The following is a 12,499-nucleotide window of genomic DNA, read 5'->3' as shown; positions in this document are numbered from 1 at the left end:
TCGCGGCGTCGCGCGTCCGCCACGGCCCGGCGAGGGGGCGGCAGTTGTCCGGGTGGGTGCCGGTCGGCGTCCTCGCGATCCTCGCCGTGACGGCCCTGCGCGGCCCTGTCGTCAATGATCGTGCGTGCCGTGCGGGACCACGACGATCTGGTACTCGTCCTCGTAGACGATCCGGCCCGGGTCCGGTGAGCGCAGTGTGCGGCACTCGATGCCGTGGGCCGTGAGGATCTCCAGGTAGCCGTCCACCCGCTTGATCAGTTCCCCGGCCGAGGGCTTGAACCAGGCGACCGCGCCCGGGTTGAGGTCCTGGTCGTAGGCGGTCGGGTCGACCGTGGACGGGTTGGTGTAGTTGGCGTCGTACCAGTCGTTGTTGGCGCGCCAGAAGCGCCACTGTTCGTCGGTGAGGGCGCCTGTGCGCTCCAGGGTGTTGGTCAGGGCGAAGACGCCGGGGAAGTGGCCCCGGGGGCTGCGGACCGTACCTTGGAAGCGGACGTACGAGGCGTCGTCCTCCCCCTTGATCGGCTGCGGTGCGTGCGGTTGCGGGGGTGAGGGCTGGGTGGCTGAGTCGGTCACGGGGGTCATGGTGCCATCGGGGCCCCGGGCGCGTCCGGTCGATCGGGGAACGGGACACGAGGGAGCGGTGGTACGGCGGTGGGCTGGCGTTGCGGCGGGATCCGGTGGGCGGGCGGGGTGCCCGCGCTGGGGTGGCGGCGGGGCGTCGAGCGTCGGGAGAGCGCCCTGGTGTACGGGCGAGAGCTGGCGTTTCGCGCTGTCGGGGCCCGCGAGTGCGTCGGCGCGCGGGGCAACGTCTGTCCCGTACGCGCGGCGGTTCCCGGGCGTTCCACGGGCGGGCGGTGCGCCGAGTGCGCGCGGCTGGAGCGGGCGCACTCCGTGGCGGCGGACACCGTGGCCGATGATCCGCGTGTCTACCGCGTCTACCTCGCCTGGTTCGGGCCCGGGATGGTGAAGGTCGGCATCACCGCCGAGGAACGCGGCTCCGCGCGGCTGCTGGAGCAGGGCGCGGTGGCGTTCAGCTGGCTGGGCCGGGGGCCGCTGATGGCCGCGCGCCGTACCGAGGAGCTGCTGCGTACGGCGCTGGGCGTGCCGGACCGGGTCCCGTACGCCCGGAAGCGGGCCGTACGGTCCGCGCTGCCGGAGCCGGACCTGCGGGCGGCGGAGATCCTGCGGATGTACGAGTCGGCCGCGGCCCTGGAGGGGTGGCCGCCGTCGCTGGAGCGGATCGCGTTCGCGGCGGCGGACCACGCCGGGGCGTTCGGTCTCGCCGGGCTGCCGCCCGCCACGGGGGTGGTCGGCGAGCTGGTCGACGGCGGGTGCGTCGCCGGCCGGCTGATCGCCGCCGCCGGGCCCGATCTGCACCTCGCCACGGCCGGAGGCCCTTCTGCCGAAGGTTCCGCTGCCGATGGTTCCCCTTCCGGCGGCGGCGTGACCGTGCTGGACACCCGGCTCATGACCGGGTGGGAGCTGACCGGCTGCCCGGGGGGCGGTACGGGCAGCGCCGCCGTCACCGTGCCCGTCATCCCCGTCCACGACCCCCGGCGTGACGGCGTGCAGGACGGGCTCTTCTGACTGCTCCCGGGTACGGGACGGGACCGCTCACAGTTTTCTCAGGGAATTCACAGGAAGAGGAAAGCCCGCTCTCAGCCCGCTTGCCCAGGGTGAGCACCATGACCATCACCTCGCCCCGCGGGCGTTCCGAAATGCTCAGGCCGGACGGGAGCCCCGTCCGGGTGCTCGTCGTCGACGACGAGGCGTCACTCACGGAGTTGCTGTCCATGGCCCTGCGCTACGAGGGCTGGGAGGTGCGCAGCGCCGGGGACGGCGCCGGTGCCACCCGTACCGCGCGGGAGTTCCGGCCCGACGCCGTGGTGCTGGACGTGATGCTGCCCGACATGGACGGTCTGGCGGTGCTGGGCCGGCTGCGGCGCGATCTGCCGCAGGTGCCGGTGCTGTTCCTCACGGCGAAGGACTCGGTGGAGGACCGCATCGCCGGGCTGACGGCGGGCGGCGACGACTACGTCACCAAGCCGTTCAGCCTGGAGGAGGTCGTGGCCCGGCTGCGCGGGCTGATCCGGCGCTCCGGCGCGGCGGACGTACGGAGCGAGTCGCTGCTGGTCGTCGGGGATCTCACGCTCGACGAGGACAGCCACGACGTGACGCGCGCCGGGCAGTCCATCCATCTGACCGCGACCGAGTTCGAGCTGCTGCGCTACCTCATGCGCAATCCGCGCCGGGTGCTCAGCAAGGCGCAGATCCTGGACCGGGTGTGGTCGTACGACTTCGGCGGCCAGGCCAACGTCGTGGAGCTGTACATCTCCTATCTGCGCCGGAAGATCGACGCGGGACGCCCGCCGATGATCCACACCCGGCGGGGCGCGGGCTATCTGATCAAGCCGGGCGAGCAGCCGGGTGACGCCCCGCGATGAGTGGGACCAGAGGCACGGACACGGGCATCGGCGGGGCGGGCCGGCGGTGGTCGCTGCGGACCCGGCTGGTGGTCTCGGCGGTCCTGCTGATCGCCGTGGTGGCGTCCGTGATCGGGGCGGTCACCACGATCGCGTTCCGCTCGAAGCTGTACGACCAGCTCGACACCCAGGTGCACGCCGTCGCCAAGCGGGCGGCCGGTCCGCCGACCGGCGAGGCCACGCCCGGCAGGCCGTTCGGCGGGCCGCAGAACGGCGAGGACCCGCTGAGGATAGTGACGGGCGGTGGCGCGCCGGTCGGTACGGTCGGCGGCCAGGTCGGGACGGACAACACCGTCAGCCGCGGACTGCGCCTCGCGACGACCGAGAACGACAGCACGGGCCCGAAGATCACCGAGAAGGTGCTCACGACGGCCCAGAAGAACGCCCTCAACAGCGTCTCCCACGACGGGGACACCCACACCGTGACCCTGCCGGGTCTCGGCGATTACCGCGTCGAGTACATCAGCGCGTCCAACGGCTCCTTTCTCGTGGGCGTGCCCCTCACCGAGGTGCAGGACAATCTCAACACCCTGGTGATCGTGGAGATCTGTGTCACCGTGGCCGGGCTGATCGCCGCCGGGATCGCGGGCAGCGCCCTGGTCAGCGTCGCGCTGCGGCCGCTGCGGCGGGTGGCCAACACCGCCACCCGGGTCTCCGAACTCCCCCTGCACAGCGGGGAGGTGGCTCCGCTCGTACGGGTCCCGGACTCCGAGGCCGACCCCCGTACGGAGGTGGGCCAGGTCGGTGCCGCGCTCAACCGGATGCTGGGGCATGTCGGGTCCGCGCTCGCCGCCCGGCAGGAGAGCGAGACGCGGGTACGGCAGTTCGTCGCCGACGCCAGCCACGAGCTGCGCACGCCGCTCGCCTCGATCCGCGGGTACGCCGAACTCACCCGGCGCGGGCGCGAGGAGACCGGTCCCGACACCCGGCACGCGCTCGGGCGCATCGAGGCCGAGGCGGAGCGGATGACGGGTCTCGTCGAGAACCTGCTGCTGCTGGCACGGCTCGACGCCGGACGCCCGCTCTCGTACGAGAGCACCGACCTCTCCCCGCTGGTCGTGGACGCGGTCAGCGACGCGCACGCGGCGGGACAGAGCCATCACTGGCGCCTCGAACTGCCCGAACCCGACGAGCCCGAGGCCGCCGTACAGGGTGACGCGCCACGCCTCCAGCAGGTGCTCGTCAACCTCCTGGCCAACGCCCGTACGCACACCCCGCCCGGCACCACCGTGACCGCGCGCGTCCGCAGGGTCGGCGCCCCCGCCAGGGCCGCGGGCGCCGTGAACGGCTGGTCCCGCGCCGGGCGGCCCGCCGGGCAGCCCGCCCGGCAGCCCGCCGGGGCGTGGGTCGTGCTCGACATCGAGGACGACGGTCCCGGTATTCCTCCCGCGCTCCTTCCCCATGTCTTCGAACGCTTCGCGCGCGGCGACGCCTCGCGCTCCCGCGCGGCCGGCTCCACCGGTCTCGGTCTCGCGATCGTCCAGGCGGTCGTCACGGCCCACAGCGGCACCGTGAGCGTCGAGAGTGTGCCCGGCCGGACGGTCTTCTCCGTACGACTCCCGGCCGCCCCCGCACCGGGGACGACTGCACCGGGGACGACTGTCTGGGGGACGGCTCCCGCACTGGGGACGACTGCACTGGGGACGATTCCCGCACTGGGGACGACTGTCCCGGGGACGGCTCCCGTGCCCGGGACAGCTCCCCGTACGGGTTCCGGTGGCGGTGGACGTGCCGGTGGCGGTATGCCCATGGCTCCTCCTCCGCCCACAGGCCCGCCCATGGCCTCCCCTCCCTCTCCTCCCTCTCCTCCGTCCCCTCCCTCGTCCTCTTAGCCCTACCAGCGCCCGCGCTCCCAGCCGCTGCCCCCGGCCCAGCCGTACCCGCAGCCGTAACACCGGCCCCACCTGCCGGTATCCGGGCGCGACTCACAGACAGCGCACAGGCTCACCACACGGCCATGACAGCGCGGATCGCGAATCTCGAATCATGCGAACCGACACTTCATGGGGCACCCTCCCGGCCCGGGAGCATCTCCCGGTCGAGGTGACCGATGCCCCCGTGCTTGACGTGACGATCCCCGTCTACAACGAGGAGCAGGACCTCGAACCATGTGTGCGGCGCCTGCACGACCATCTCGCCCGCACCTTCCCCTACAGCTTCCGCATCACGATCGCCGACAACGCGAGCACCGACCGCACCGCCGACGTGGCGGCCTGGCTCGACTCGTCGATCCCCGAGGTGCGGTCGTACCGCCTGGAGGAGAAGGGCCGCGGCCGGGCGCTCCGCACGGTCTGGTCGCATTCCGACTCGCCCGTCCTTGCCTACATGGACGTGGACCTGTCCACCGACCTCAACGCGCTGCTGCCGCTGGTGGCCCCGCTGATCTCGGGCCACTCCGATCTGGCGATCGGCTCGCGGCTGGCCCGCTCGTCGCGGGTGGTGCGCGGTCCGAAGCGCGAGTTCATCTCGCGGGCCTACAACCTCATCCTCAAGTCCTCTCTGTCGGCTCGGTTCAGCGATGCCCAGTGCGGCTTCAAGGCCATACGGGGTGATGTGGCGCAGCGGCTGCTGCCGATGGTCGAGGACACCGGCTGGTTCTTCGACACGGAGATGCTCGTGCTCGCCGAGCGCGCCGGACTGCGGATCCATGAAGTGCCGGTGGACTGGGTCGACGACCCCGACAGCACGGTGCACATCGTGAAGACGGCGACGGAGGATCTCAAGGGCGTCTGGCGGGTGGGGCGGGCACTGGCGGTGGGCGCCCTGCCTCTGGACCGGCTGTCGAGGCCCTTCGGGGAGGACCCGAGGGACCGCCGGATCAATGGGGTGCCGGGCGGGCTCGCACGGCAACTGGTCGGCTTCTGCGTCGTGGGCGCCCTGTCCACGCTCTTCTATCTTCTGCTCTACTCCCTCTTCCGCACAATGGCGGGTCCACAACTCGCCAACGCCGGCGCGCTGCTCGTCTCCGCGATCGCCAACACCGCCGCCAACCGGAGGCTCACGTTCGGCGTACAGGGCCGGGCCGGGGCCGTACGCCACCAGGCGCAGGGCCTGGCCGTCTTCGCCGTCGGACTGGCGCTGACCAGCGGTTCCCTCGCGGCCCTCGACGCGGCGACGAGCACGCCCTCGCACTCCACCGAGCTGGCCGTGCTGATCGCCGCCAACCTCGCCTCGACCGTGCTGCGCTTCCTGCTGCTGCGCGCCTGGGTCTTCCCGGAGCGGCGTACGGACGGCTCGGGTACGCACGCGGCGGGCCCGGACGCGACGGGATCCGACTTCACCGCGGACGCTGCCGCCACCGCCACCGCCACCGCCACCGCCACCGACGACACCGCTGTCCTCTACTCAAGGAACGCCCGATGACCATGACCCTTCAGCCCGACGGGGCCCCGCCGGCGGCGGACAGCCAGGCCCGCCGCCCCGTCGGCCGCGCCGCGCGCTTCTGGCGGGGCAGGCCCGAGGACGAGCGCTGGGTGCGCCCGGCCCTCCTCGGTCTCCTGCTGGCCACCGCGCTGCTCCAGCTCTGGAACCTGAGCGCCTCCGGTTACGCCAACTCCTTCTACTCCGCCGCCGTACAGGCCGGCAGCGAGAGCTGGAAGGCGTTCTTCTTCGGCTCCTCCGACGCGGCGAACTCCATCACCGTCGACAAGCCCCCGGCCGCGCTCTGGCCGATGGCCCTGTCCGTACGCCTCTTCGGCCTCGGTTCCTGGCAGATCCTGGTGCCCGAGGTGCTGATGGGGCTCGGTACGGTGGCGGTGCTGTACGCGGCCGTACGCCGCCGGTTCAGCGCCGTCGCCGGGCTGACCGCCGGGCTGGTGCTGGCGCTCACGCCGGTCGCCGCGCTGATGTTCCGCTTCAACAACCCGGACGCGCTGCTCGCGCTGCTGATGACGGTCACCGTCTACTGCGTGCTCCGCGCGCTGGAGGCCGGCCGTACCAAGTGGCTGGTGTGGGCGGGGGTCGCGGTCGGCTTCGCCTTCCTGACGAAGACCCTCCAGGCGTTCCTGATCCTGCCGCCGCTGGCGCTGGTGTACGCGGTGTGCGCGCCGACCTCCGTACGGCGCAGGCTCGGCCAGCTCGCCCTGTCCGCCGTGGCGATGGTGGTCGCTGGCGGCTGGTGGGTCGCGATCGTGGAGCTGTGGCCCGCGTCCTCGCGCCCCTACATCGGCGGCTCGCAGAACAACTCCTTCCTTGAACTGACCTTCGGCTACAACGGCCTCGGCCGCATCAACGGCGACGAGACCGGCAGCGTCGGGGGCGGCGGAGGCGGCGGTGGCGGTGGTGGCGGTGGCGGTGGCACCGGCCAGTGGGGCGAGACCGGCATCGGCCGGATGTTCAACTCGGAGATCGGCGGCCAGATCTCCTGGCTGCTGCCCGCCGCGCTGATCCTGCTCGTCGCCGGGCTCGTCGTCACCCGCAGGGCCGCGCGCACGGACACGGCACGCTCGGCGTTCCTCGTGTGGGGCAGCGCGATGCTGATGACGCTGGGCGTCTTCAGCTTCATGGCCGGGATCTTCCACCAGTACTACACGGTGGCGCTGGCGCCGTACATCGCGGCCGTCGTCGGTATGGGCGTCGCGGTGCTGTGGGAGGAGCGCGCGCACCTCCTGGCCTCCGCCGCGCTGGCGGTGACGGCCGCGGGGACGGCGGTCTGGGCGTACGTCCTGCTCGGCCGTACCCCGGACTATCTGCCCTGGCTGCGCTGGGCGGTGCTGATCGGCGGCCTGGTCGCCGCCGCTGGGCTGCTGCTCGCGGGACGTCTCGGCCGCAGGCTCGCGCTCGCCGCCGCGGGACTGGGGGTCGCGGCCTCGCTGGCGGGACCGTTCGCGTACACGCTCTCCACGGTCAACAGCGCGCACACGGGCTCGATCGTGACGGCGGGACCCGCCTCCATGGGCGGCCCCGGCGGCGGCTTCGGCGGTGGCGGCGGTGGCCGCGGGGGCGGCGGCGGGATGCGTCCCCCGGGCCAGATGGGCACCGGGAACGGCACGGGTACGGGTACGGGCACAGGTACGGGCAACGGAACCGGCACCGGTACGGGCCAGGGCCAGGGCCAGGGCCAGGGCCAGGGCCAGGGCCAGGGCATGGGCCAGCCTCCCACCGGCGGCAACGGCAACGGTATGGGCCAGCCCCCGACCGGCGGCAACGGCCAGACCGGCCAGAACAACCAGACCGGCCAGAACAATCAGAACGGCCAGACCGGCACCACGCCCGGCGGCCAGAACGGCATGGGCGAGCGCGGCGGCATGGGCGGCGGCGGCATGGGCGGCCTCCTCAACGGCCAGACCGTCAGCTCCAAGGTCGGGACCGCCCTCAAGAAGAACGCCTCCGACTACACCTGGGTCATGGCCGCCATCGGCTCCCAGAACGCCGCCAGCTACCAGCTCGCCACGGAGAAGCCCGTCATGGCGATCGGCGGCTTCAACGGAAGCGACCCGTCACCGACCCTCGCGCAGTTCAAGCAGTACGTCACCGACGGGAAGATCCACTACTTCCTGTCGAGCAGCGGCGGCGGCCCCGGCGGCAGCTCCGGCACCAGCTCCACCATCACCACCTGGGTGGAGGCCACCTTCAAGAAGGTCACCGTGGACGGCACGACCCTCTACGACCTGACCCAGAAGGCGTCCACCACGAGCTGAGCACAGCCGGCCCCGTCCGAACCGCGGCGGGCAGAGCACCCGCCGCACGCGATAACCAGCCATCAGCCAGCAGCCGCCAGTTAACAGCTATACGGCGTAAGAGACTCCTTGTACGGTGTATGACGACGAACGTCCCATACACCGTACGAGGAGTCCGCCATGTCGGCGACTGCCGCCGAGAACACCGCCTCCCCCGCCCGGCACCCCCAACGCTGGCTGATCCTCGGCGTCATCGTTCTCGCCCAGCTCACCGTGATGCTCGACAACACCGTCCTCAGCGTCGCCATCCCCTCCCTCACCCGCGAACTGCACGCGTCGACCGCCGACATCCAGTGGATGATCAACGCGTACTCCCTGGTCCAGTCGGGTCTGCTGCTCACCGCCGGAAACGCCGCCGACCGCTACGGCCGCAAGAAGCTCCTCATCGCCGGGCTCGCGCTCTTCGGGATCGGCTCCCTGGTCGCCGGGCTCGCGCAGTCCAGCGGCCAGTTGATCGCCGCACGCGCCGGAATGGGCATCGGCGGGGCGCTGCTGATCACCACCACCCTCGCGGTCGTCGTCCAGATCTTCGACGACACCGAGCGCGTCAAGGCCATCGGCATCTGGTCGACCGTCAACTCCCTCGGCTTCGCCGCCGGACCGCTGATCGGCGGGGCCGTGCTCAACCACTTCTGGTGGGGCGCGATCTTCCTGATCAACATCCCGGTCGCGGTCATGGCGCTGATCGCGGTCGCCACGCTCGTACCGGAGTCGAAGAGCAAGCAGGGCGAACGCCCCGATCTGCTCGGCGCGTTGCTCTCCACCATCGGGATGACCGCCGTCGTCTACGCGATCATCTCCGGCCCCGACCACGGCTGGACCTCCGGCCAGGTCCTGCTGCCCGCCTCGGTCGGACTGATCGTCCTGGGGCTGTTCGTGGGCTGGGAGCTGCGGATCCCGTACCCCATGCTGGACATGCACTTCTTCCGCAACCAGCGCTTCGTCGGGGCGGTCGCGGGCGTCATCCTGGTCGCGTTCGGCATGAGCGGTTCGCTCTTCCTGCTGACCCAGCACCTTCAGTTCGTGCTCGGGTACGGGCCGCTGGACGCCGGGCTGCGGACGGCCCCGCTCGCCGTCGCTGTCGTCGTCCTCAACCTCTCGGGCGTCGGCCCCCGGCTGATCGGGAAGCTCGGCACGCCGGGCGCCATCGCCACCGGAATGACCCTGGTGGCCGCCGGGCTCGGCGCGATCGCGGTGCTCGGGGCGCACGGGTACGGCGGGATGCTGATCGGGCTGGTCGTGATGGGGTCGGGCATCGCGCTCTCCATGCCCGCCATGGCCAACGCCATCATGAGCGCGATCCCGCCGGAGAAGGCGGGGGTGGGCGCGGGCATCAACGGCACGCTCGCCGAGTTCGGCAACGGCCTCGGCGTCGCCGTCCTGGGCGCCGTGCTCAACTCCCGCTTCGCCGCGCTCGTCCCGGCCGCCGTGGGCGCGGCGTCGCTGCCCGCCGCCCTCGCGGCGGCGGAGAGCGAGGCGGAACGGCTGCGGATCTCCGACGCGTTCGCCTCCGGTCTGGAGACGAGCCAGCTGGTTGGCGCGGTGGCCGTCCTGGTGGGCGGGCTGCTGGCCGCGCTGCTGCTGCGCAGGGCGGACCGGTTGGGCCGGGTGGAGCGGCCGGACTCCCCGTCGGCGGCTCCGAGGGGAGCGGCATAGCATCGGGACCGGCCGGACCACCGGAATCCGGTGGATGCTCGAAGACATGCGCGGTGGCTCGGGGGCGCCACGCCGGGGCCGGGCGGCGCGCGGAAGCGGCGCCCGGCCGGACGGAACCGAGGAGGCTCACTGATGGCGTCGGACCCCGACAGCGGACGTGGCGGCGTGAGTGACGGCACGGGCCACGACGACCAGGCCGCCAACCACCCTGACGGCCAGGCCGCCAACCACCCTGACGGTCACGCCGCCGACCACGCCGCCGACCAGGCGTCGGAGGCCGCCGCCGAGCTGCCGGCGGCCCGAACCAGCGTGTGGCTGGACGGCAAGCCCCCCGCGCGTGGCCGCCGCGGCGACCGTACGGACCAACCCTCCGGGCTCGACCGCGACCGCATCACCACCGTCTCCGTACGGCTGCTCGACACGGAGGGCCCGGCGAAGTTCTCCATGCGCCGGCTCGCCGCCGAGCTGGGGGTGACGGCCATGTCCCTCTACTGGTACGTCGACACCAAGGACGACCTGCTCGAACTGGCCCTGGACTCCGTCTACGCGGAGATCACCGGGATCCGGGCGCCCGCCACCGATCGCACAGCGGCTCCCGACTGGCGCGAGCGGCTGCGCGAACTCGCCGCTCAGCACCGGGCCTTGCTGGTACGGCATCCCTGGGTCTCACCGCTCGTCGGCAAGTACCTGAACATCGGGCCGCGTTCGATGGAGTTCTCGGCGGCCGTCCAGGAGGCCATGCGCGGTACGGGCCTGTCGCCGCAGGGGCAGGCGGGCGCGATCGCGGCGGTCTTCCAGTTCGTGTACGGATTCGGCACGGTCGAGGGCCACTTCGTCCAGCGCTGCGCCGACGCCGGGCTGAGCCAGGACGCGTACTTCCGGCGGGCGATGGGCGCCATCCGCGAACAGCCCGGCCTGGAGTCGGCGTTCGCGAACGCCGAGGAGATGACGGCCTCGCGCGGCAGCGGCACGGTGGAGGAGCTGCGCGAACGGGACTTCGCCTTCGCGCTCGAACTCCTGGTGGCGGGCATCGAGACGATGCGCGGGCGGGAACGGGGGAGCGGGCGCCCCGCCCGGGACGCCCGCGAACAAAGCGCGTAACGCGTACGGATCACGCCGTATGGATCACGCCGCACGGATCACGCCGTACGGTACGGATCCGTACCGTACGGGTCTCCCCGTACGGAACCGCTCCTACGCTCCTACGCCCCCTACGCCCTTCCCCTACGGAGCCAGGTGCGCCGGGAAGCCCCCCGTGGCCAGCGGGCTCCAGCGCTCCGGGGTGACGCGGATGATCGACTTGCCCTGCTTCACCATCGCCGCGCGGTACTCGTCCCAGTCCGGGTGCTCGCCCGCGATGTTCCGGTAGTACTCCACCAGCGGTTCGACCGACTCGGGGGAGTCGATCACCTCGGCCGTGCCGTCGACCTGCACCCACGGGCCGTTCCAGTCGTCCGACAGGACGATCACGCTCACCCGCTCGTCCCGCTTCGCGTTGCGCGTCTTGGCGCGCTCGGGGTACGTGGAGACGACGATCCGGCCGGAGTCGTCCACCCCGCAGGAGAGCGGGGAGCCCTGGGGGCGGCCGTCGGCGCGGGTGGTGAGCAGGATGGCGCGGTGCCGGGGGCGTACGAACTCCAGCAGCCCGGCGAGGTCCACGGTCGTGTTTGTCGCGATGTTCGGTGCCATGGGCCGCAGCCTATGACGTCGGGGACGGCCGGCGGGTCACCGTGTGCGGGCGATCCACCGGCCGTTTTCGTTCCCCGGGCGCACTACGCCCCCGGCAGGTTCTCCCCCTGGACCGCCTGGATGTCCAGCTCCACCCGCAGCGTCGTCCCGATGGCGGCGATGCCCGCCTGCACCACCTGGTTGTAGTTGATGGCGAAGTCCTCGCGGGGCAGCTCGGCCGTCGCGTGGAAGGCCGCGCGCACGCCGCCCCACGGGTCGGGTCCCGTGCCCAGGTAGCTCAGGTCGAGGTCGATGTCCCGCACGATGCCGTGCAGCGACAGCCTGCCGTGCACCTTCCAGCGGTCCGGGCCCGCCGGGGTCACGCCCGTACTGCTGTACCTGATCTCCGGGAAGCGCTCGACGTCCAGGAAGTCCGGCGACTTGAGGTGCTTGTCGCGCAGCCCGTTGCCCGTGTCGATGGTCGCCGCGCTGATGACGGCGTCGACCCGGCCCTGCACGCTGTCCGACCCCGCTTCGCCGATCTCGATCCGGCCGCTGAACTCGGTGAACCGCCCGCGCACGCTGGAGATTCCCAGGTGCTGGGCCACCGCGCCCACCGTCGAGTGCGCCGGGTCGATGCTCCACACCCCCGGCGGTGGCAGCTCCACGCCGCCCTGTCTGGCCAGAGTCACCTTGCCCAGGTCCGCCCGGCCGGTTCTGGTGACCAGCGCGGTGGAGGCGACGGGCGCGTATCCGACGGCCGTCACCACGACGGTGTACGGGCCCGGCACCAGCGGCGAGTCGTCCTGTACGGCGCCCGTCTCGTCGGTGCCCGTACGCAGTACCTGACTGCCCGTCATATCGGTCATGGTCACGATCGCGTGCTGAACCGCCCAGCCGTCCCGGGTCCGTACCTGTCCGCGAAGTCCCATCCCACTCATCTCCTCGATCTCACCCAAGAATCCGGTCCCACGCAGGAGCCCGGGCCCCGGCCCGGGGACGGCGGACACACGC

General features: G+C 72.2%; 10 protein-coding genes. 7 read left to right on the top strand and 3 right to left on the bottom strand.

What is annotated here, in order from left to right; translation table 11 throughout:
- Nucleotides 1-111: 111 nt before the first annotated feature.
- Nucleotides 112-519 (bottom strand): hypothetical protein, encoded by a 408-nt coding sequence (locus tag OG627_RS16985; protein WP_329072728.1) that lies wholly within the window; start codon nucleotides 517-519, stop codon nucleotides 112-114.
- A gap of 132 nt (nucleotides 520-651) precedes the next feature.
- On the opposite strand from OG627_RS16985, the gene OG627_RS16980 reads away from it, so the two are divergent.
- From OG627_RS16980 to OG627_RS16950, 7 genes are all read left to right on the top strand, one after another.
- Nucleotides 652-1,587: a DUF2797 domain-containing protein gene (locus OG627_RS16980; protein WP_329065955.1), complete on the top strand. Its 936-nt coding sequence runs from the start codon at nucleotides 652-654 to the stop codon at nucleotides 1,585-1,587.
- A gap of 98 nt (nucleotides 1,588-1,685) precedes the next feature.
- The gene (locus OG627_RS16975; protein ID WP_329065954.1) at nucleotides 1,686-2,444 is read left to right on the top strand and encodes a response regulator transcription factor; all 759 of its coding nucleotides are present in this window, start codon (nucleotides 1,686-1,688) and stop codon (nucleotides 2,442-2,444) included.
- A complete protein-coding gene (locus OG627_RS16970; protein WP_329065952.1) occupies nucleotides 2,441-4,315 on the top strand; it encodes a sensor histidine kinase in 1,875 nt (624 codons plus the stop codon). Before OG627_RS16975 ends, OG627_RS16970 begins: the two co-directional genes overlap by 4 nt.
- A gap of 154 nt (nucleotides 4,316-4,469) precedes the next feature.
- A complete protein-coding gene (locus tag OG627_RS16965; RefSeq protein WP_329065950.1) occupies nucleotides 4,470-5,846 on the top strand; it encodes a bifunctional glycosyltransferase family 2/GtrA family protein in 1,377 nt (458 codons plus the stop codon).
- Entirely contained in the window at nucleotides 5,843-8,122 is a 2,280-nt protein-coding gene (locus tag OG627_RS16960) for an ArnT family glycosyltransferase (RefSeq protein WP_329065947.1), read from the top strand. Before OG627_RS16965 ends, OG627_RS16960 begins: the two co-directional genes overlap by 4 nt.
- Nucleotides 8,123-8,281: 159 nt before the next feature.
- Nucleotides 8,282-9,817: an MFS transporter gene (locus OG627_RS16955; protein WP_329065946.1), complete on the top strand. Its 1,536-nt coding sequence runs from the start codon at nucleotides 8,282-8,284 to the stop codon at nucleotides 9,815-9,817.
- A 129-nt stretch (nucleotides 9,818-9,946) separates the two neighbouring features.
- The gene (locus OG627_RS16950; protein ID WP_329072726.1) at nucleotides 9,947-10,918 is read left to right on the top strand and encodes a TetR/AcrR family transcriptional regulator; all 972 of its coding nucleotides are present in this window, start codon (nucleotides 9,947-9,949) and stop codon (nucleotides 10,916-10,918) included.
- Nucleotides 10,919-11,041: 123 nt separating this feature from the next.
- On the opposite strand, the gene OG627_RS16945 is transcribed toward OG627_RS16950, so the two are convergent.
- Both OG627_RS16945 and OG627_RS16940 read right to left on the bottom strand, forming a co-directional pair.
- Nucleotides 11,042-11,506, bottom strand: coding sequence for a PPOX class F420-dependent oxidoreductase (locus OG627_RS16945; protein WP_114626809.1), 465 nt, complete (start codon nucleotides 11,504-11,506; stop codon nucleotides 11,042-11,044).
- 83 nt (nucleotides 11,507-11,589) lie between these two features.
- Entirely contained in the window at nucleotides 11,590-12,417 is an 828-nt protein-coding gene (locus OG627_RS16940) for a YceI family protein (protein ID WP_329065944.1), read from the bottom strand.
- Nucleotides 12,418-12,499 lie beyond the last annotated feature (82 nt).

Source organism: Streptomyces sp. NBC_01429 (assembly GCF_036231945.1).
Lineage (GTDB): Bacteria > Actinomycetota > Actinomycetes > Streptomycetales > Streptomycetaceae > Streptomyces.
The sequence above is the reverse complement of the archived record's forward strand: the minus strand, read 5'-3'. Positions and strand labels throughout refer to the sequence as shown.